This is a genomic window from Novosphingobium sediminicola (genome assembly GCF_014196525.1).
GTDB classification, from domain to species: domain Bacteria; phylum Pseudomonadota; class Alphaproteobacteria; order Sphingomonadales; family Sphingomonadaceae; genus Novosphingobium; species Novosphingobium sediminicola.
In genome coordinates this window covers 55,834-76,327 of record NZ_JACIDX010000022.1, presented here as the reverse complement: position 1 = coordinate 76,327, position 20,494 = coordinate 55,834, and the positions used below count along the sequence as shown (strand labels likewise).

Sequence of the window (20,494 nt, the reverse complement as noted above, 5' to 3'; positions counted from 1 at the left end):
ATCACCGATATCATCGACCGCGTAGGATCGGGCGATGCCTTTGCGGCGGGCGTCCTCACAGGCTGGCTGGAGGGCGGCGACGCGCAGAAAATGGCCCGGCTCGGTCTGGCGATGAATGCCCTCAAGCACTCCCTCCACGGCGACTGGCTCCGCCTGTCCCGAGAGGAAGTGGACGGCTTTACAGGCAGTTCAGGCGATGTCCGGCGGTAAATAGGCCTATTCGACCCGGGCATCACCCCATGTGACCACCACATTGGCAATGTCCGGGCCGATCTGGCGGGCAATCAGTTCGATCACCCGCGCCCGCCCGGTCGGCGCCGACAATTCCGCCGCAGGAGAGCCAAAGCGCATCACCGGCGAAGTGGCCAACAGGCGGCCGTCGCCATAGACCTCAAAGCGCACGCCCGCACGGCGGCCACGGGTTGAATCGTCCACGCCCACCCGTGCCGAAAAGCGCTGAAACTGGCCGTCCGCCTTCACCTCAAGGCGGGCACCCGCCAGTGTCCCCAGCCCCGAACGGAAACTCGCGCCGGCAATCGAGAGGGTCTGATCATAGGGCGTGGCATCGGCCCTCGGCCCGCCCCATCCGGCATAGGCGGGTCGGTTGCCGGTGCTGGTCGTGCCCGGATGATAGGGATCGGCGGGACGGTGGATGATCGGATCGGGCTCCAGCACGGCTATGCCGTCAGCGGCGACATGCACCCGCCCTGGCATTTCCGAAATATAGCGCCCCTTGGCCAGTTCGGGCGTGCCCACGGCCTTGAGCATGATCGCCTCGTGAGGCCCGAGGTGAAACACGCGCTGGCCCAGCAGGGGATCGCGATCCGCCCCGCCCCACAGATCACGCAGCGCAATGGGCGCATCGCCACGCATTTTCAGGTGCTGCGCGGTCAGGGTGATATCGGTCGGCACGGCGGTGCGATTGAACAGGACCACCGCCTTGGCCCCCGTTTCACTCAGCGTCTTGACCACAATCTCGCGCTCGCTGTCGGCATAGGCCAGCACGCCCTGATGGCCCGCACGGTCCTGATTGACGGCGATCACCTCGCGGTTGCCAAGAACGTCGATGATGCCCTGCGGCGCGCGCGTCAGATCGGTGCCGATGATGAGCGGGGCCGAGGCGATCGCCCACAGGCTCATATGCGCCCGCGCCTCGGTCAGATGGGCGGCGTCAAATTCACCATTGCCCACTTCGAGCATGTCGGGATCGCTCCAATGGCCCGGCCCGGCATAGAATTCGCGCGTGGCCACGCTGTCGAAATTATGCAGCATTCGGCCCCATGTGGCGTCGATGTCATTGCTGGTGCGCCATGTGGTGCCATAATCCGGGCCCCAACTGCGGACATTACCCGCGCCCCAATTGCACAGCGAAAGGATGTAATCGCCCTTGGGCCGGATCCGGCGCAGGGCGTCGCGCGCCTCGCCATAGAGCGCTTTGACCGCCGGAATGTCGGTGCGGTTGGGCACGGCGTCGGCCATGATCGGGCCGAAGGCGCGATAGGTGCCGTTGCGCACGGTCGGCTTGTCGGCGGGATAATGGGCAAGGCCGCAGGAATCGACCTTGATCGTGTCGAAATTCCATTCCCCGAAATAGAGCGCTAGATCCTGCGCAACATGGCCGTGCAGGCCCACTTCGCGCTCGGGCTGCGTGCCTTCGGGCAGGTTGGGATTGCCCGGCGACCATGCCTGCGAACAGGCGTTGCGGCCGATGTCGGTGTAGATGCCCGCCTTGAAACCCATAGCGTGCAGATGATCGGTGAAGGGGCGGAACGAGGTTTCCTGCGGCCCGCCGGTGGCTGCGCTGGGGAAGAGGTTGGTGCGGATCTGCATCCGCCCGTCCGCGCTGCGCCTTTTGCGCCACCAGCCATCGTCGATGTTGATATTGACGTAACCGGCCTCTTGCAGGCCCGTCGAGCGGATCACATTGGCCGAACCCAGCACTTTGGCCTCGGTAATATCGACGCCAAAGGCGTTCCAACTGTTCCAGCCCATCGGCGGCAAGGGGGCCGAGCCGACCGGCTCATAGGACCACCGGCCTGAGGGTTGCGGGCCTTGGGGGGCCGGTTTCGCCCAGACGACGGGGGCGCAGAGCAGCAGGGCACTGCACAGAAGGAGCGAGGTGGCGGCGCGGTTGGACATGTTTTCCCCTGATCCATGATCGAGGCCCTTGCGCCTCTTTTATCCTATTTATCGTAATTATTCGGTCACAGCAACCGATTGCACGCTCTTACCTCTCCCACACAGGCACGCCCCGAAACGCATCGGCCAGAAAATCGACCATGGCCCGCACCTTAGCTGAAAGATGGCGGCGGCTGGGATAGACGGCGAGGATGTGGATAGGCGGCGGCGCATGATCGGGCATCAGGTGAATCAGCCTCCCCGCGCGCAGATCATCACCGGCAAGAAAGGTGGGAAGCCACGCGATAGCCTGCCCCGACAGGGCCATGGCGCGCACCGTATCGCCATTATTCGCGGCAAAGCGTGATCGGATCCGCGCCGCATAGGGCTGGCCCGAAGCATCGAGGAATTGCCATTCGTCGGGCGCGGGCGTCTGCGTATAAGCCACGCAGGCGTGATGCTCCAGATCCGCCGGAGAGGCCGGGGCACCATGGGCCGCGACATAATCGGGCGAGGCGCAGACGATGTTGCGTGAGGTCGCCAGCTTGCGCGCAACATGCGCCTGCGACCCGCCGCGCGAGATGCGGATCGCCAGATCGAAGCCTTCCTCCACCAGATCGACCACGCGGTCGGACAGATTGATGTCCAGATCCACATCGGGATAGACCGCCATGAAGCGCGGCCAGAGCGGAGCCAGATGCAGCACGCCGAAGCTGAGCGGGGCATTGATCCGCAGGCGACCGCGCGGGGCGCGGCTGTCGGCGCTGGCCGCCGCTTCGGCCTCGGCCACATCGTCCAGCACATTGCGCAGCCGCTCATAAAGCGCCGCCCCCGCCTCGGTCAGCGAAATGCGCCGCGAGGTGCGGTTGAGCAGACGCGCGCCCAGATGCGCCTCAAGATCAGCCACATAGCGCGTGACATTGGCGGGCGAGGTGTCGAGCGCATCGGCGGCACGGGCAAAGCCATTGCGCGCGACAACCGCGGTAAAGACTTCAAAGGCGCGGAGCCGGTCCATGGAGCAGTCTTTCATTCAGTTATCCTGAATGAATAGATCATATCTGCGCCATCGATCAATACATCAGTCAGGGATAGATGGGTTTTGTCAGCGCAATCAGGCGCAGGCAACCAAGGAAAGGACCCAAACCATGACCCGACTTGACAACAAGACCGCCCTGATCACCGGCGCCACCAGCGGCATCGGCCTTGCCACCGCCCAGCGCTTTCTGGCCGAGGGCGCGCGCGTGGCCATCACCGGCACCAGCGCGGAAAAGCTGGCCGCCGCCAAGGCCGAGCTGGGCGGCGATGTGATCACCATTCTGGCCGATGCGGGCGATGTGGCCGCGCAAAAGACCATTGCCGAGGTGATCGCGGCCGAATTCGGCAGGCTCGACGCACTGGTCATCAATGCGGGCGTGGGCGATTTCCGCCCGGTGGAAAATTTCGACGAGGCCGGTTTCGACCGCTCCTTTGCCGTCAACGTAAAAGGCCCCTATTTCCTGATCCAGGCGCTGCTGCCCCTGCTCAGCGATCCGGCCTCGATTGTCTTTAACGGCTCGATCAACGCGCGCATCGGCATGCCCAATTCCAGCGTCTATGCCGCCACCAAGGCCGCGCTGATCTCGCTGGCGCGCACGCTGTCGGGCGAATTGATCGGCCGGGGCATCCGCGCCAATGTCATCAGCCCCGGCCCCGTCGCCACCCCGCTTTATGGCAAGCTGGGCCTGAGCGAGGAGCAATTGGGCGGCATGCAGCAGGCGATCCTTGGCCAGTTGCCCGTGGGCCGCTTTGGCACCCCGCGTGAGATTGCCGATGCCTTCGTTTACTTCGCCTCGGACGAATCGCGCTTTACCGTGGGCAGCGAGCTGATCATCGACGGCGGGATGAGCAACCTGTGAGGCCGGGGCGTTGATCGCCCCGCCCCCCACATCATCACATCGCCAGTTTCAGACCGACATAGAACGAACGCCCGATGGCATCATACATCGCCGTATCGGTGCCGTTCTGCGAACTGGCGACAAAGGGCAGGCTCTTGTTGAACATGTTGTTCACGCCCGCGCGCAGTTCAAAGTTCTTGTTGACCTTGACCGAACCGAACAGATCCCACAGCTCATAGACGCCCACGCCCACCTGCGTGTTGGTCGGGGTCAGCACGGCGCTCGCGTCCTTCATCCCGCTCTGATAGCGCCAGCGCAGGCCGGCGCCGAACACATCGTTCTTGATGCCAAAGGTGGTCAAAGCGCGCCATTGCGGCGTGGCGCGTGGCGGCACCGATCCGGGGTTCGACCCGCCGACGCTGACGCCGGTGTAATCGAGGAAAGCGGCGCCCGGCAGCAATTGCACCTTATAGGCGTGAAGCCAGCCAATCGCGGTGTCGATATAGACCTTGCCGCCCGAACCCAGCGCAGAGGCACGCGTGCCCCAGTGGATCTGGGCCTCGATGCCATCGGTCTTGACCGCCCCCAGATTGAGATAGGGCGTCGAGACGGTCAGCAATTGCCCAGTCGAATTATCACGCGAGATCAGTTGGCAATAGGGGTTGCCGGTCGAATAGCCCGGGTTCGAGCCATCCAGATTGTAGCATTTCGACAGCACGGTCAGGCCCGGAACCGAGGAAATCACATTCTTGATGTTGATGTTGTAATAATCGACCGAGAGCGACAATTCCGAGAGCGGCCCGCTCTGGAACGGCGAATTGAGGACGATGCCGATGTTAAAGGTATCGGCGGTTTCGGGCGTCACACCCGAATTGCCCGCCACGGTCTGGCCGGTCGCGGTCGTGGGGAACTGATAGCTGGAGATCAGCGCCGAGGGCACGCCCTGCGCGGCGCAAAGCGTGGCGACCTGCGCGCCATTGGCCCCGGTGCGCGCCGAGGAGCGCACATCGCAAGGATCGCCGATGGAAGAAGGGGGCGTGCCGATGACCAACTGCGAACCCGAGGGCGGCGAGAAGAGTTCGCCGATGTTGGGCGCGCGCACCGCGCGCTGATACGAACCGCGCACCAGCAGGTTGCGCGTCGGGCGCCAACGGGCGTCGAATTCATAGGATTTGACCGAACCCGTCACCGAATAATCGGAAATGCGTCCGGCGGCTCCCACCGCCAGCTCCTGCGCCCATGCCCTGTCGGCCAACAGGGGAACGTCGATCTGAGCGGCAAATTCCTTCACCGAAATCGCCTTTTTCGGCACGCCGATGGTGGCGGTAAAGCCTTCGACATTGGCCCCCGGCGCCCATCCGCTCAGCGCAGTCATGTCGGTGTCGGGAGTGAAGGAATAGGTGTTCTTGCGGTAATCGGCCACCAGCGCGATTTGCGCCGGCCCCGCGCCCAGATCGAACAGCGAGCCATTGACCTGACCCTGAACCTGCGTCTGGCTCAGGCGTTCCTGGCTGAACGTGTCCTTGGTGATATAGGCGCGGCAAGCATCCGAGAGCGAGCGCGCATTGGCATCGCCAAACGGATTGAACCCGCCAGCGCAAATCGAATTGCCGCCATCGGCCGCGTTGAGCAGCGTCTGCACCCGGCTTTTCAGCACAGCATTATGCATGATCTGATTATGCACCGACTGGTCATAGGATGCGTAAACGTCAAAGCTCCAGCCGCCGCCGATCTGGCCCTTCAACCCGGCCAGATATTGCTGAACCTGATAGTTTTCGTCCCAATTCTTCCACGGCACGCCCACATAGCGCCCGTTCCAGTTGAAGTTTGCGGTCGGGTTGGCGCGCGAGGCAAGGATCGTGCGCAGGTCAGTCGGGATGAACGGGTTCGACACCGGAATGGTGGTCAGCGTGGGGAACTGGGTCAGGCTGCCGCCGCTGTTGGTGTTGACCGACAGGTCGACGAACATGAACTGGCCATAGGCGGTCAGGCTGGGGGTGATTTCGAAATCGCCCTTGATAAAGGCGGTCTTGCGATCCAGCGCGTTGAGCAGATTGCCCTGCTGACCCACCGGCATACGCACATTGTTGCCCACCAGCGCATAGCCGTTGGTGCCATTGGCGCCCTTATAATTCTGCGCCCCGTTCTGGATGAACAGCGAGCCGTCATTGTTGAAGCCAAGGTTGGCCAGTTGGTAATTGGCTGGCAGGCTGGTCACGCCATAGCCGGCGAAGATGCCCTGAACCACGGCGGCATTGGGCGTGTTGCTGGCGCTGGGCACAAAGGTGCCGGTGCCGATATAGGACGAGGGCACCTTGTCCATGAAGAAGGACCGCGAATTGTTCGCCACCGGATCCTGCTTGGCATAGCTGAAGGCGGCGATCAGATGGCCGCGATCATCGGCAAATTTGGTGCCAAGCGCCAGCGAGGCGTTGAACTTGAACGCGTCGCCCTGCTGGCTGATCGAGTTCATGATGTCGGCCTTGATGCCTTCGAAATTGCGGATGGTCTTGAAATTGACCACGCCCGACATGGCGTCCGAACCATAGACCGCCGAGGCGCCCCCGGTGATCGCATCGACGCTGGAAATGATCGCATCGGGCAGGATGTTGACGTCGACATTGCCGTTGATGTCCGACACCGGCAGGCGATGCCCGTCGAGCAGCACGAGGTTGCGGTTGGTCCCAAGCCCATGCAGGTTGATCGAGGCACGCCCGCCCCCGCCCTGACCGCCGGTGGCCGCATTGCCGCCCACGGTAAAGCTGGGCACCTGATTAAGCGCGTCCTGAAGCGTGGCGGCGCCCGATTCCTTGATCGTGGCCTCGCCCACCGAAACGATGGGGCTGACGGCGGTGTTGTTGGGCCGCTTGATCAGTGATCCGGTCACCACGATTTCCTGAGCCTTGGCCGCATCATCGGCCGCCATCGCGGGCGCGCTGAAAGCCGCCGAAAGGCCGATCAGGCTGGCGGACACAATGAGACTCTGCTTGGCGTATGACATCTGGAACCCCTCCCACTTGCACTTCTTTGAAGCGTTAGGGGCCGGATAGAAAAGGCTCTGGCCAAGGTCAACGAAATATGAAACTAACCATTTCGTTACCTAAAAGATGTGATCACAAAGACACACGAGCGCCGCGTGGGAGAACGGACAAATGCCTGCGAGTTTAAGACGCCCTTTTATCGCGGCGGCGGCTCTGGCCTGCTCGTTGGCGCCCCTGCCCGCCCGCGCCCAATCGGCCCAAACATGCGCCCCCGATGAGGAACTGGCCTATATTTGCGGCGCCGAAAGGCCCGAGGATATTCTCGCCCTGCCCGGCACGCGCTGGCTGATCGCCAGCGGCTTTGCCAAGGGCGCGGGGCTGAAACTGATCGACGCGACCGCGCGCAGGATGGAGTTCTGGTACAAGGGCTCGCCCGACCAGATCGCCCCCGATACCGCCGCCTATCCCCATTGCCCCGGCCCGCCCGATCCGGCGCTGCTCAATGACCGCGGGCTCAATCTGCGCGCCTCCGGGCCGGATCGCTGGCGTCTGCTGGTGGTCAATCACGGCGGGCGGGAATCGGTCGAGGTCTTTGACGTCAATGCCGCTGCCGACCGCCCCACGCTGCAATGGCGCGGCTGTATTCCCATGCCCGCAGGACAGGTCGGCAACAGCGTCACCAGCTTTGCCGATGGCCAGATTCTGGCCACTGTGCTGACCCGCCCCGGCACCAGCATCGCCGATTTCGTGCTGGGCCGCGACACGGGCGCCGTATGGTCATGGCGCCCCGGCGAGCCTGCTTTTCACGAAATGCCCGGCACCGCGCTGCCCGGCAACAATGGCATCGAAAGCGACCCCGACGAGCGCCATTTTTACACCATTGCCTTTGGCCAGCACGCGGTCGCGGTCTTTGACCGAAGCGATCCGCGCGGGCCGGTGCGCCGCATCGTCGCTCCCGATTTCATGCCCGACAATATCCACTGGAGCGATGGCCACCTCCTGCTGGCCGGGATGCGTTATGATGAACCCGCCTGTGGAGGCCTGCGCAAGGTGGTTGACGGCGCGGCCGACCCGATGCTCTGCCCACGCGGATGGATCGTGGGAGAAGTCGATCTGACGCAGGGACGGATTGCCACCATCGCCTATGGAACCCCGCGCAAGGATTTCAACGGATTGTCCGCCGCCGCGATCATGGGGCGCGAATTGTGGCTGGGCTCATTTCAAGCTGGGCGGATCGCCATTGCTCCCCTGCCCGCGCCCAAGCCCGCTACCCCTTAGACCATGCCCCATCATCCGCCGCGCCGTTTGATGTACTATACAGTACATCAATTCCCGACCGCCTTGCGATAACGCGCATCGACCACGCCCCAGTCGATGTTGTGCATGAAGGCATCGACATATTTGGCCGCCGCCGCGCCATAATCGATGGCAAAGGCGTGTTCATACATGTCCAGCACCAGCAGCGGGGTTCCCGTCACCGGCCCATTGGTGTGATCCCATGCCCAGTAATTATGCAGCGACTTCGTGTATTGGTTCCACGCCAGAATGCACCAGCCCGACCCTCCGGCAAGCGCCATGGCGGTGCGGCGAAATTCAGCCTCCCAAGCCTCGAAACTGCCGTGACTCCTGGCCAGAGCCTCGCGGATTGCGCCCTTGGCCTGCCCATCGCCGCCGAACTGTTCGAAATAGAGTTCATGCAGGATCACCGAGCCGGTGCGGTGCAATTCCTCGCGCTTCAGATCGCCATAGATGACCGGGGGCAGATCCTTGTCCGCCATCGCAGCGGCAAGGCGGCCCTCAACCATGTTGAGCGCCTTGACCGACCCTTGATAATTGTTTTCCCAATGCGACCGGATCAGCTTTTCCGACAGGCCGGTCAGTTTCGTCGCATCAAAACCCAACGGTTTGGGCTGATGTCCACCGGCAAAAGCGGGCGCAGGGGCGGCGCTCTGCGCGCTGACCTCGATGGGCGCGGCGGCGGCGGCCATGCCCAGCGCAAGGCTGCCCAGCGCGGTACGGCGGGAGATGTCAGTCATGGTGAAACTCCTTTCACGAGATCTGCGAGAGCAGCCAGCCACCAGCAGCGGCACCGGCCAGAACGGGGATCACATTCCATTTACGCTCAATCACCGCCCATGCCGATAGCGCGGCAATCAGCCCCGCCCGCCAGTCGAAACTGGTCAGAACGGGCAGGTTGAGGCCGCCCCAGACCGGGCGCAGGTCATGAAACAGCACTTGCAGCGCGAACCATGCCGAGAGATTGGCGATCACCCCGACAATCGCGGACGTCACCAGCGCCAGCGCGCCTTTGAGCAATTGGGCGCGCTCCAGCCGCTCGATCCACGGGGCCAGCGCAAAGACCCAGAGGAAGCAGGGCGCGAACGTCACCCAAGTGGTCAGCCCCGCCCCCATCAATCCGGCCACCAGCGGGGTGAAGGGTGCAGGCGCGCGAAATGCGGCCAGATAGCCGACAAATTGCGTGACCATGATCAACGGCCCCGGCGTCGTTTCGGCCAGCCCCAGCCCATCGGCCATTTCGGCGGCGGTCAGCCAGTGCTGCGCCGACACCGCCTGCTGCGCCATATAGGCCAGCACCGCATAGGCCCCGCCAAAGGTGACGACCGCCAGCTTGGAGAAGAACACCCCTACCCGCCACAGCACATGATCGCGGCCCAACAGCGCAAAAACCGCCACCATCGGCGCGGCCCATGCCAGAGCGCCGATCAGCACGGCACGAACACTGTAGCCCCAGGGGCGCGGCGTATCGGGGGGCGAGCCCGCCTCGCCCTTCAGCCCCAGCAGCGCCGGGCGCCAGCGCGCCGCAATCCAGCCGACCGCGCCCGCCCCGATCACCACCAGCGGAAAGGGCGCATTAAACAGGAAAAGCGCGAGGAAGGACACAACCGCCGCAATTTTACGAAACGGCGTCCCCAAAGCGCGGCCAGCAAGGCGCAGCACGGCCTGCACCACAATCGCCAGCACCGCCGCCTTGATCCCCAGAAACAGCGCGGCAAACCACGCCAGATGCGCCGCCGCGCCATAGAGCATCGAGAGCGCCAGAATGACCAGCGCGCCGGGAATGACAAACAGCAGCCCCGCCGCCAGCCCTCCGCGAATGCCATGCAATTTCCATCCGATCCAGATCGCCAGTTGCTGCGCCTCCGGCCCCGGCAACAGGTGGCAGAAATTGAGCGCGTGGAGATATTGATCCTCGGTGATCCAGCCGCGCTCCTCGACCAGTTCGCGATGCATCAGCGCGATTTGCCCCGCAGGCCCGCCGAAACTGAGGCAGCCGATGCGCGCCGATACGCGCAGCAATTCGGAGAAATCGGGATGTTGAGAAAGGGCCGTCATATTGCGTCCAATACCTTTCCGCCCGCAAAGGCAGGCCGGATAAGGCAACACTTGGGCTGACGCCTGACCGGGAGGTTGCTTTATCCCGATAGGCGCAGCATTAATCGCGCCGGGTGATCATCGCAACAGCTTTGACGCAGAAAAACAGACAGGAGAGGTCGATGATGAAGGCATATGCTTTGGCGATGGCGGCTGGTCTGGCGGCATGGGGCAGCCCGGCGATGGCGGAAACGCCCGCCTATCAGACCATCCATCTCGAACAGGATGTCGCCCGTCCGGCAGCGCAGGTCTGGGCACGGATCGGCAGGTTTTGTGACATTGGCGAATGGCTGCATGCGCCCTGCCGGCTGGTCGCGGGCAAGGATGGCGAGGTGGGCGCGGTGCGCGATCTCAACAATGGCCGGGTGATCGAGGTCATCGTCGGGCGGACCGACCTGTCCTATACCTATGCGATGCCCGATGGCATGGTCGAGGGGCAAGCCTTCTATCACGGCAATCTGGCAGTGGTGCCGGTGACGAAATCAACCTCGCGCCTCGTCTATTCGATCCTTTACATGGACAAAGGCGCCGGAGATGAAGCGGGCATCAAGGAGCGGCGCGAAAAGCGGGTGCAGCGGTTTGGCGAGGCGCTCAAAACCATGAAGGCGCTGAGCGAAGCCAAGCGTGATAAGTGATTGCGGCCAAACGGATGCTGGCGTAGCGCTGCACCCGCAACATGCGAAAAGGCCGAGCGTATGACCGATGGGCTGCTTGATCTGGCAAGGATGGACGAGGCGGCGCTCTATCGCCATTTCGACAGTTCTCCGGGCGGGTTGACGGAGCAGGCAGCGCAGGAAAAGCTGGGCAGCATCGGCCCCAACCGGATCGCTGATGATGTCCGCCTCTCGGTCCTGCGCGAGATTCTGCGCCGGTTGATGACCCCGCTCAATGGCCTGCTGCTGGGGCTGGCGGTGACGTCATGGGCGCTTTCGGATTACCGCTCGGCCATTGTCATTGCCATCATGGTGCTGCTCAGCGTCGGGCTTGGCTATGTTCAGGAGCATCGCTCCAGCATGGCCGCCGCGCGGCTGAAGCGCATGGTGCAGGTCCATTCCAGCGTAAAACGCGCCACGCCCGATTTTGTCGAAATGCCGCTCGAAGTGCTGGTGCCGGGCGATATCGTGCGCCTGTCGGCGGGCGATCTGATCCCGGCGGATCTGCGTTTGCTCAGCGCGCATGACCTGCATGTCAACGAAAGCTCGCTGACCGGCGAGGCGATGCCGGTGGAAAAGCGCGCTGCGCCCGATGCTGATGCCTCGGCCCCCTTCGATGCCCCCAACCTGTGCTTCATGGGATCGAGCGTGGTCAGCGGCTTTGCCGAGGGGATCATCCTGAAAACCGGCCGCACCACCTATTTTGGCGAAGTGGCCAAACAGATCGTCGGCGCCGACACCGCCAGCAGCTTTGATCGCGGGCTGAACCAGTTTGTCGGACTGATGCTGCGTTTCATGGCGGTGTTGGTGCCTTTGGTGTTCATCATCAATGGCGTGACCAAGCATAATTGGCTGGAGGCCTTGTTCTTTGCCGTCGCGGTGGCGGTGGGGCTGGCGCCCGAAATGCTGCCGATGGTGGTGACAATGAACCTGGCGCGCGGGGCGATTGCCATGTCGCGCAAGCGGGCCATCGTCAAACGCTTGAACGCGATCCAGAATTTCGGCGCGATGGACGTGCTGTGCACCGATAAGACCGGCACGCTGACGCAGGACCGGGTGGTGTTGAAACTCCATCTGGATGTCGAAGGGCGCGATAATCGCGATGTGCTGGCCTATGCCTGGCTCAACAGCCGGTTTGAAAGCGGCCTGCGCAATCTGATGGATGAGGCGATCCTCGAACATGGGGGGCAGGAAGAGCATCCGATCTCGGCGGGCGATTATACCAAACTGGACGAACTGCCCTTCGATTTCATGCGCCGCCGCGTCTCGGTGGTGGTGCGCCGCCCTGAGGGCGAGGCGCTGCTGGTGTGCAAGGGCGCGGTCGAGGAGGTGCTGAGCATCTGCACCCAATTCCGCAAGGGCGATGAGGTGCTGCCTTTTGCAGGGGATCAGGCCGAGGCGATCCGCGCCGTGGCCAATGGGCTGAACCGCGATGGTTTCCGCGTGCTGGCGATTGCCTGTCGCACCATGCCCGCGCTGGCCGAGGGGCAATATTCGGTGAATGATGAGCGCGATCTGACGCTGATCGGCTTTGCCGCCTTCCTCGATCCGCCCAAGGAAACCGCAGGCCCCGCCATTGCCGATCTGCAAAAGGCGGGCATCACGGTCAAGGTGCTGACCGGCGACAATGATCTGGTCACGGCCAAGATCTGTCGCGACGTTGGACTGGACGTCGGCCAATTGCTGCTGGGCCGTCAGATCGAGGCGATGAGCGATACGGAATTGGCAGCGCAAGCCGAGGTCACGCAGGTCTTTGCCAAAGTTTCGCCCACGCAAAAGGCGCGGATCATCGCGGCACTTCAGGCCAATGGCCATGTCGTGGGCTTTCTGGGCGATGGGATCAACGATGGGCCCGCGCTCAAGGTGGCCGATGTGGGCATCTCGGTCGATACGGCGGTCGATATCGCCAAGGAATCGGCCGACATCATCCTGCTGGAAAAGAGCCTTGCCGTGCTGGGCGATGGCGTGACCGAGGGGCGGCGGGTCTTTGCCAATATCATCAAATATATCCGCATGGGGGCCAGCTCGAATTTCGGCAATATGTTCAGCGTGCTGGGCGCGTCCGTCCTCCTGCCCTTCCTGCCCATGGCGCCGTTACAGGTGCTGACCAACAATCTGCTCTATGACTTTTCGCAGACGACCATCCCCACCGACAATGTAGACCCGGAATATCTGACCACACCCCGCCGCTGGGAAATCGGCAATATCGCGCGCTTCATGCTGTTTATCGGGCCGATGAGTTCGATCTTCGATTACGCCACCTATTTCACCATGCTTTTCGTGTTTGACGCATGGCATGATCCGGCGCTGTTCCAGACCGGCTGGTTCGTGGAATCGCTGCTGACGCAAACGTTGATCATTCACATCATCCGCACCGCGCGCATTCCTTTCCTGCAAAGCCGCGCCAGCAATGCGCTGATCGCCACCACGCTGATCATCTGCGCGATCGGGGTTGCGCTGCCCTTCTCGCCGCTTGGGGCAACGTTGGGGTTCAAGCCGCTGCCCGCGCTCTACTGGCCCATTCTGGCCGGTTTCCTGCTGGCCTATGGCGTGCTGACCCATATCGTAAAGGTCTGGTTCTTCCGCCGCTGGGGCGGTTAGTACGCGCACGGAATATCAGAAATACTTGAAGGTTTTGCGTTTGTGACAGCGGGATGTAACCGTTAAACCTCGCTCTTGTTGCCAATGGAGTGGGGTCTTTGTCCAAGTCTGATGCGTCGCGTGAAGGAGAGGCCAGCGACGATACCACCCTGCTGGACGCCGAGGTTGCCCGCCTGCTCGAAGAAGGCGGGCTGGGCCGCTCACCCACGCTGGAGCGGCTTTTGCGTTTTCTCCATCAGCGCGCGCGCGAGAACCAGCCGCCCAAGGAAATCGAGATCGCCGATGCCGTGTTCGACCGAGGCGATGCCGATATGTCCAGCGACGCCTCGGTGCGGGTGCATATCCACCGTTTGCGGCGCAAGCTGGACGATTATTACGCCGGCCCCGCGCAGAATCGCCCATGGCGGCTGCATCTGCCCAAGGGCAGCTATCTGCTTGGCCTCACCCCGCTGGCCGAGGAGGAGGCCCCGCCGCCCGCAGTTGAACCACCGACCATCGCCGCGCCCCGGCCTCGCCGTATCCTGCCCGTACTGATGGCGGCGGCGGCCTTGGTGGCGGGGCTGGCCGGGGGCTATTGGTATGGCGGCATCACGCCCCTCTCGCGGATGCGCGACACGCCCTTCTGGCACCCGATCACCGCCAGCGACCGCCCCGCCACGATCATCCTTGGCGACTATTACATCTTTGGCGAACGCACCCCGGATGGCACGGTCGATCGCATGGTCCGCGAATTCTCCGTCAATTCGGCCCAGGACCTGCAAGGCTTCAAGGATATGGGCGGCGATCCGCAGGGCCGCTTTGTCGATCTGGGGCTGACCTATCTGCCGGTGGGCGTCGGCCCGGCGATCCGTGCGATTTCGCCCATTCTGGCGGGCGACAAGGCTGCGCTGCAGGTCGAGCCGATATCGCAGATGGATGCGCAGGCGCCCAAGAATCCGCTGGTCTATCTGGGCTATATCAGCGGCCTTGGCGCCTTGCGCACGCCGGTGTTTCAAGGCTCACGCTTTACCGTGGGCGACAGTTATGACGAGCTGATCGACCGGGTCAGCGGCATGCATTACATGGGCAGCAGCCATCTGGAGGAAACCAACGAGCCGGGGCAGGATTATGCGCTGATCGCCTCGTTCCGGGCGTTTAACGGCAATCGGGTGATTGCGATCGCGGGCACGCGCGACGCCGCGCTGATGGCCGCGGCCGAATTTGTCGCGCGGCCCGCCACGCTGGCGCAACTGGATTCCATCGCCGCCCATGACCAATCCTTCGAGGCGCTGGTGGCGATCCCCTCGCTCAAGAATGTAGGGCTGGATGCGCGCCTGCTGGGCGCATGGCCGCGCAAGGACCCGACATGGGCCGCCCAGCGCCCGGACAAGTTTCCCGACGCGCTTTCAGCCAAACCATAGGGCTTTCAGGGCGGATGTAACGTCCTGTAACGTCTAACCAACGGTAATGAACTTGCGCCCGCCCTCTGGCTGGCGATGGTGCGGGCATTCCCCCGCATCGGCCTGTCATGCCCCGCCATCTGCGGCGAAGCGGCGCTTTGGCCCATCAAGATTTGAGTATAAAACCATGATTTTGCGCCTCCCTGCCCGCGCCGCCAACACCTGGGCCTCATCGCGCCTCCTCCTGCTGGCAGGTGTCTGCACGATGGTCATTGCGGGCAAGGCATCCGCAGAGGATCAGCGCACCATCATCGTCACCGCATCGCGCAGCGAAATGATCGGCAAGGCCGAAACCGCCAGCCAAGGTTCGATCGGCCAGCAGGAGGTGGCGCTGCGCCCGATCTATCGCGCCGCGCAATTGTTCGAGAGCATTCCCGGCCTTGTCGTCACCACCCATTCGGGCGAGGGCAAGGCGCCCTATTATCTGATCCGGGGCTATGCGCTGGATCATGGCACCGATTTTGCCAATTTCATCGACGACATGCCAGTCAATCGCGGCACCAATGCCCATGGTCAGGGCTATTCGGATCTGGGCTTTCTCATTCCGCAGGTCGTGGCCGGGATCGACTATACCAAGGGCCCCTATTACGCGGGCGTGGGCGATTTCGGCTCGGTGGCGTCCGCACGCACGCGGCTGCTCGATGAAGTCCCTGCGCAAATGGCTGCAACCGTGGGCACCGATGGCTATGAAGAAATACAGGGCATGGGCACGCTGCGCCTTGGCAAGGACAAGCGACTGCTCGGCGCGTTTCAGGTCAGCCATTATGACGGCCCGTGGCAGCCGGGGCAGAATTTCCGCAAAATCAACGGTATGTTGCGCTACAGTCAGGGCACCGCCAGAGACGGCTTCACCCTGACCGCCATGGCCTATGCCAGCGAGGGGCGGCTGACCACCGACCAGCCCCAGCGCGCGGTCGAGGCGGGCCTGATTGGTCCCTATGGCACGCTGGACCCATCCGATTACAGCCGCTCGCAACGTTACAGCCTGTCAGGCCATATCGAAAAACCCATCGGTCCGGGGCAATTTTCCGCCAGCCTCTATGCGATCCGTTCGACCATGACGCTGTGGAACAATTTCACCCATTACCTCTATGACCCCGTCAACGGCGACCAGCAGGCCCAGCATGAGGCGCGCACCGTTTTTGGCGGGCGGGCCAGCTATACGCTCAAGGCGCAGGTGCTGGGGCTGGAGACAGAGACGGTGTGGGGCGCGCAGGTCCGCCACGATACCGCGATGGTCGACCGCCGCCATACGAAGAACCGCGACACGATCCTGCCCAATTGCTTTCAGGATCAAGAGGACGGCAGCACGCTGGAATATGCCGCCGTCAACGGCCATTGCAACGCCGACCGGGTGCATATCCTGATGCTCTCGCCCCATATGCAGACCACGCTGCGCTGGACCGGTTGGCTGCGCACGGTGGGCGGTCTGCGGCTGGATTACATGCAGGCCGATGATGTCAGCTCTGTCACCGGCACCAGCGGGCGCGGCCATCAATATCTGTGGCAGCCCAAGGGCAGCCTGATCCTTGGCCCATGGGCGAAGACCGAGCTCTATTTCAGCGCGGGGCGCGGGTTTCACTCCAATGACGTGCGCGGCGTGTTCGGCACGGTGCCCACGCAAGGCGTGCCGCTGGCCGTGGGGGGCACGCCGCTGCTGGCCTCGACCACGGGGATGGAGGTGGGTATGCGCAGCAACATCATCCCGCGCCTCAGCCTGCAAATCGCCGCCTTCCAGCAGGATTTCGGCTCCGAACTGCGCTATAACGCCGATACCGGCCAGAACGAGGCGGGCGCCCCCAGCCGCCGTCAGGGCATCGAGATTTCCGCGCAATATCGCCCGGTCCACTGGCTGGAGCTGAATAGCGATCTGGCCTTTGCGCGGCCGCGCTATCGCGGGGCCAATCTGGCCGCCTTCGGCATTGCCCAGCCCTATATCGCGGATGCGCCCAATTTCACCTATTCGGCGGGCGCGCTGGTCAATGGGCTGGGGCCGTGGTCGGGCTCGCTGCAATGGCGGCGGCTGGGCACGCATTCGCTGGCCGATGGACAGCTCGACCCGCGCGACGGGGGATACAGCGAGTGGAACATCGACGTCACCTATGCGCTGGCGGGCGGATGGAAGGCGCAGGTCAGCCTGTTCAACATCTTTAACAGCCGCAGCGATTCCGCCACCTATTACTACACCTCGCGCCTGCAGGGAGAAGCGGCCGAGGGGGGCGAGGGCTATCACGCCCATCCGCTTGAGCCGCGCTCGGCCCGCTTCACCATCCGCAAGGAATTCTAACGCGCATCCCCCAAAAAGTCAGGAAAGGATCGAGAAAATGGCAGACTGGAAACTGTTGGGAATGGCCGCGCTGGTGCCGATGGCGGTGTTGACGCAGGGGGCCGTCAAGCCCGCGCCCAAGGGACCGGTGGTGGTCTATAGCGAGATGCACGATCACGTTGCAGCCAAGGCGCAGGTCCTATGGGACATCACCAATGCCACGCTGGACGATGAGGGCAATCCGTCAGCTAAGAAGATGAAACCTGCCGACTGGATCAAATTGAAAGCCGCGCTTGCCGACCTGTCAGCCTCGCTGAACCGGCTGGGCGGGGCCAAGAGTTTTGTCGTGCGCGGGCCGGGCCAGAAGATCCTGGACGAGGACACCACAGGCGGCGCCAAACCGGCCGATATTCAGCACCACATAGACGCCAATCCCGCCGGTTTCCGCCAATATGCCACCGCCCTTGCCCGCCAGATCGACGGCATCGGCAAGGCCGCCGACCGCCGTGATCTCAAAACCGTCTATGAGGCCGCCAGCGAACTGGATGGCCAGTGCGAGACCTGCCACCAGACCTTCTGGTTCCCCAAGGACGCGCAATAGGGACCAGCGCCCGCCCCCCGGCAAGGAGGGCGGGCCTCAGGCTTACTTCGTGGCTTTCTTCGCCCCCTTACTTGCCACAGGCGGAACGAAGGCCGGCAGCGAATCCTCCCACCGGCTGTCGGTCAGCATTTCCTTGCCCGACCCGTCCGGGTTCATCGACCAGACCTGACCATAGGGCTGGAACGAATTGTCATAGAGCGCGCCCTCATCCTTGAAGCCATATTCGCTGCTGCTCCACAGGATCTTGCTGCCATCCCAGCTCCACACCGCATGGGCGTCCGAGGCCGGGAAATTGGTCACGCGCAACAGGCCGGTGCCATCGGCCTTAATGGTAAAGATGTCGAAATTGCCATCCTTCTGCTTGCGGGTGAACACGATACGGCCCGCGCCCGGCCCGCTGGCGGCGGGCGACCATCCCGGCACATTGTCCCAATCATTGGTCAGCACGCGGACCTTGCGGGTGTCCAGATCCATGATCCGCAGGCCCTCGTCGCCCTTGGCCCAAGAACGATAGACCATCTGCTTGCCATCGGGCGAAACGCTGGCGAAACCGGTGTTTGATGTGGTCGAGGTCAGATCCTCCACCCCGGTGCCGTCGCGGTTGATCATCTTGACGTTCGCAACATTCTGATCGCGCGTGCGCCAATATCCGCCAAAGCTGAAGACCAGCTTCTTGCTGTCGGGAAACCATGAGGGCGTCAACGCCACGCCGATCATGTCGCCGCACTGGCCCGAGGCGTTCTTGCCCGCCGCGCAATGGGTGGTCGATTGGAAAACGAGGCGCTTGTCGCTGCCATCGGCCTTCATCACCACCAGCGATGTATCGACATCCTTGTTCGACAGCGCCAGCGTGCCATCGCGGGCGAACATCGGGAACACATCCGTATAGCGATATTCGAACTTGTCGTTCCAGCTATAAAGCGGCGTGTTCTGGGCCAGCGGCAGATTGTCGATCCGCTCATAGACCACCTGCCGCCCATCGCGGCTCCACGAAGGTTCGCGCAGGTTGGCCGGGAAGGGCTTCGCGCCATCGGAATACATGATCCCGGTGATCTGGGCCGATTTGGTGCTGTAGGCAAAGCGGCCATCGGGCAGGAATTGCGGGTTGAGCTTCACCCCCGGCCCCGAGGTCAGCTCCTTGGCCTGCCCCGTCGCCACATCAATCGCCACGATCTGCGAGGTGGCCTTCATCGACAATTGATCGACCCGGCTCAGCCAGCTCAGTTCGACATCGCCCTGATAGGCGATGATCTGTTTGCCATCGGCCGACCATTTGGGCGATCCGGTGGTCACGCCCCCGGTCGCTACGCCCTCTCCCGACAAGCGTTTCAGGCCCGTGCCATCGGGATGGACGATATAGACCGACAGTTCCTGAAGATGCTCCCATGCCGCGCCCTTGTCATGCGACTTCCACTCGGTATTGCGGTCGGAGGTGAAGGCGATCCACTGGCCATCAGGCGACCAACTGGGGCGATAGAAACCATCGGGCTTGGCCGGATCGCCCTGAATGGGCGCGGCGCCCGTCAGATTGCGCAATTGCCGCGTTTGCAGGTCCAGCACCCAGATATTGGCCCGGTGCGATCCCCGGTCCGACATGAAGGCGACATAGCGATTGTCGGGCGACATGGCCGCCTGATCGTCCACCGCCGGATCGTCGGTCAGGCGCTCGAGCGCGCTGCCATCGGCGCGCACGCGATAGATGTCGGATTGCCCGCGCCCATTGCGTTCCGAGGTGAACACAATCCACTGCCCATCGTCCGAAAAGCGCGCGGCATAATCGAAACCATCGGTGGCGATCAGCCGATGCTCGCCGCTGCCATCGGCATTGGCGACATAGAGCTGCGATTTCGTCGGCCCGATGCGGTTGAAGAGCAGGACGTCCTTGGCCATCGCCGGGGCCGATGCCAAAATGCCGATCGAGAGGGCAAATCCCGAGATCCAATTGCCGTGAGCCATAGCCAATCCTCCACGCTTGCTGTCTTTCGGCGTGATCGCCTTGGCATCAGCAGCTAGGCGAGGAGGGCGGCTTTTTTTTGATCCAGATCAAATCCGGCGCCGATCTGATCGCCACGCACGCCTAATCAATCGCGGGAAAATGGCGGCTTTTCAGCCGATCTGGTCGACGATGGTTTCCATCACCACAAAGGTCGACGTACTGGCCACATGGGGCAGGCTGGAGATCTTTTCGCCCAGCACCGCGCGATAGGCGGTGATGTCGGATGTGCGCACTTTGAGCAGATAGTCGAAATGGCTGGCCAGCATGTGGCATTCCTCGACTTCCTCCACCTGCAACACCGCGCGACGGAAGGCTTCGAGCGCCTTTTCGCGCGTGTCCGACAATTTGACCTCGGCAAAGGCGATATGGCCCATGCCCAGCCGCACCGGGTCGATCACCGCACGAAAGCCGCGAATATAGCCCTCATCGACCAGTCGTTTGAGCCGGATCTGGCAAGGCGTTTTGGACAGGCCCACCCGCCGCGACAATTCGGCCACCGACAGGCGGGCGTCGACGCGCAATTCCTCGATCATCTTGCGGTCGATCTGGTCGATCGGGCTATTGTCCATCGC

Annotated in this window: 15 protein-coding genes; 8 read left to right on the top strand and 7 right to left on the bottom strand. The window is 63.0% G+C overall.

Annotated elements, in window-relative coordinates:
* Positions 1-210 (top strand): PfkB family carbohydrate kinase (locus tag GGR38_RS21470; protein WP_246405149.1); only part of this gene is annotated, 210 nt, incomplete at its 5' end.
* Positions 211-216: 6 nt separating this feature from the next.
* On the opposite strand, the gene GGR38_RS21465 is transcribed toward GGR38_RS21470, so the two are convergent.
* Both GGR38_RS21465 and GGR38_RS21460 read right to left on the bottom strand, forming a co-directional pair.
* A complete protein-coding gene (locus GGR38_RS21465; RefSeq protein WP_183628622.1) occupies positions 217-2,139 on the bottom strand; it encodes an NPCBM/NEW2 domain-containing protein in 1,923 nt (640 codons plus the stop codon).
* Positions 2,140-2,227: 88 nt separating this feature from the next.
* Entirely contained in the window at positions 2,228-3,148 is a 921-nt protein-coding gene (locus GGR38_RS21460; RefSeq protein WP_246405148.1) for a LysR family transcriptional regulator, read from the bottom strand.
* A gap of 115 nt (positions 3,149-3,263) precedes the next feature.
* On the opposite strand from GGR38_RS21460, the gene GGR38_RS21455 reads away from it, so the two are divergent.
* Entirely contained in the window at positions 3,264-4,013 is a 750-nt protein-coding gene (locus GGR38_RS21455) for an SDR family oxidoreductase (RefSeq protein WP_183628620.1), read from the top strand.
* 34 nt (positions 4,014-4,047) lie between these two features.
* Here the strand turns inward: GGR38_RS21455 and GGR38_RS21450 are convergent, their stop codons facing one another.
* Positions 4,048-6,993, bottom strand: a complete 2,946-nt coding sequence (locus tag GGR38_RS21450) for a TonB-dependent receptor plug domain-containing protein (RefSeq protein ID WP_183628617.1) — start codon at positions 6,991-6,993, stop codon at positions 4,048-4,050.
* 151 nt (positions 6,994-7,144) lie between these two features.
* On the opposite strand from GGR38_RS21450, the gene GGR38_RS21445 reads away from it, so the two are divergent.
* A complete protein-coding gene (locus GGR38_RS21445) occupies positions 7,145-8,251 on the top strand; it encodes a hypothetical protein (protein WP_183628615.1) in 1,107 nt (368 codons plus the stop codon).
* 47 nt (positions 8,252-8,298) lie between these two features.
* Here GGR38_RS21445 and GGR38_RS21440 read toward each other — a convergent pair whose 3' ends face one another.
* Both GGR38_RS21440 and chrA read right to left on the bottom strand, forming a co-directional pair.
* The gene (locus GGR38_RS21440; protein ID WP_246405146.1) at positions 8,299-9,009 is read right to left on the bottom strand and encodes a superoxide dismutase; all 711 of its coding nucleotides are present in this window, start codon (positions 9,007-9,009) and stop codon (positions 8,299-8,301) included.
* A gap of 13 nt (positions 9,010-9,022) precedes the next feature.
* Positions 9,023-10,327 (bottom strand): chromate efflux transporter, encoded by a 1,305-nt coding sequence (gene chrA / locus GGR38_RS21435; protein ID WP_183628613.1) that lies wholly within the window; start codon positions 10,325-10,327, stop codon positions 9,023-9,025.
* Between the two features lie 161 nt (positions 10,328-10,488).
* Between chrA and GGR38_RS21430 the strand changes: the two genes are divergently transcribed.
* From GGR38_RS21430 to GGR38_RS21410, 5 genes are all read left to right on the top strand, one after another.
* Positions 10,489-11,001, top strand: a complete 513-nt coding sequence (locus GGR38_RS21430) for an SRPBCC family protein (RefSeq protein WP_183628611.1) — start codon at positions 10,489-10,491, stop codon at positions 10,999-11,001.
* Between the two features lie 60 nt (positions 11,002-11,061).
* Positions 11,062-13,620, top strand: coding sequence for a magnesium-translocating P-type ATPase (gene mgtA, locus GGR38_RS21425; RefSeq protein ID WP_183628609.1), 2,559 nt, complete (start codon positions 11,062-11,064; stop codon positions 13,618-13,620).
* Positions 13,621-13,718: 98 nt separating this feature from the next.
* Positions 13,719-15,020, top strand: coding sequence for a helix-turn-helix domain-containing protein (locus GGR38_RS21420; RefSeq protein WP_183628607.1), 1,302 nt, complete (start codon positions 13,719-13,721; stop codon positions 15,018-15,020).
* 166 nt (positions 15,021-15,186) lie between these two features.
* Complete coding sequence (locus GGR38_RS21415; RefSeq protein ID WP_183628606.1) at positions 15,187-17,346, top strand: TonB-dependent receptor; 2,160 nt, start codon at positions 15,187-15,189, stop codon at positions 17,344-17,346.
* A 37-nt stretch (positions 17,347-17,383) separates the two neighbouring features.
* Positions 17,384-17,926 (top strand): cytochrome c, encoded by a 543-nt coding sequence (locus GGR38_RS21410; protein ID WP_183628604.1) that lies wholly within the window; start codon positions 17,384-17,386, stop codon positions 17,924-17,926.
* A gap of 42 nt (positions 17,927-17,968) precedes the next feature.
* On the opposite strand, the gene GGR38_RS21405 is transcribed toward GGR38_RS21410, so the two are convergent.
* A complete protein-coding gene (locus GGR38_RS21405; RefSeq protein ID WP_183628603.1) occupies positions 17,969-19,882 on the bottom strand; it encodes a TolB-like translocation protein in 1,914 nt (637 codons plus the stop codon).
* Positions 19,883-20,032: 150 nt separating this feature from the next.
* Positions 20,033-20,491 (bottom strand): Lrp/AsnC family transcriptional regulator, encoded by a 459-nt coding sequence (locus tag GGR38_RS21400; RefSeq protein ID WP_183628602.1) that lies wholly within the window; start codon positions 20,489-20,491, stop codon positions 20,033-20,035.
* Positions 20,492-20,494 lie beyond the last annotated feature (3 nt).

What these genes read in the sequence shown, in the direction of transcription:
- GGR38_RS21460 (WP_246405148.1), bottom strand. Translation starts at nt 3,148, where the DNA reads ATGAAAGACTGCTCCATGGACCGGCTCCGCGCCTTTGAAGTCTTTACC.
- GGR38_RS21405 (WP_183628603.1), bottom strand. Translation starts at nt 19,882, where the DNA reads ATGGCTCACGGCAATTGGATCTCGGGATTTGCCCTCTCGATCGGCATT.
- GGR38_RS21445 (WP_183628615.1), top strand. Translation starts at nt 7,145, where the DNA reads ATGCCTGCGAGTTTAAGACGCCCTTTTATCGCGGCGGCGGCTCTGGCC.
- GGR38_RS21465 (WP_183628622.1), bottom strand. Translation starts at nt 2,139, where the DNA reads ATGTCCAACCGCGCCGCCACCTCGCTCCTTCTGTGCAGTGCCCTGCTG.
- GGR38_RS21430 (WP_183628611.1), top strand. Translation starts at nt 10,489, where the DNA reads ATGATGAAGGCATATGCTTTGGCGATGGCGGCTGGTCTGGCGGCATGG.
- mgtA (WP_183628609.1), top strand. Translation starts at nt 11,062, where the DNA reads ATGACCGATGGGCTGCTTGATCTGGCAAGGATGGACGAGGCGGCGCTC.
- GGR38_RS21450 (WP_183628617.1), bottom strand. Translation starts at nt 6,993, where the DNA reads ATGTCATACGCCAAGCAGAGTCTCATTGTGTCCGCCAGCCTGATCGGC.
- GGR38_RS21455 (WP_183628620.1), top strand. Translation starts at nt 3,264, where the DNA reads ATGACCCGACTTGACAACAAGACCGCCCTGATCACCGGCGCCACCAGC.
- GGR38_RS21440 (WP_246405146.1), bottom strand. Translation starts at nt 9,009, where the DNA reads ATGACTGACATCTCCCGCCGTACCGCGCTGGGCAGCCTTGCGCTGGGC.
- GGR38_RS21415 (WP_183628606.1), top strand. Translation starts at nt 15,187, where the DNA reads ATGATTTTGCGCCTCCCTGCCCGCGCCGCCAACACCTGGGCCTCATCG.
- GGR38_RS21400 (WP_183628602.1), bottom strand. Translation starts at nt 20,491, where the DNA reads ATGGACAATAGCCCGATCGACCAGATCGACCGCAAGATGATCGAGGAA.
- GGR38_RS21410 (WP_183628604.1), top strand. Translation starts at nt 17,384, where the DNA reads ATGGCAGACTGGAAACTGTTGGGAATGGCCGCGCTGGTGCCGATGGCG.
- chrA (WP_183628613.1), bottom strand. Translation starts at nt 10,327, where the DNA reads ATGACGGCCCTTTCTCAACATCCCGATTTCTCCGAATTGCTGCGCGTA.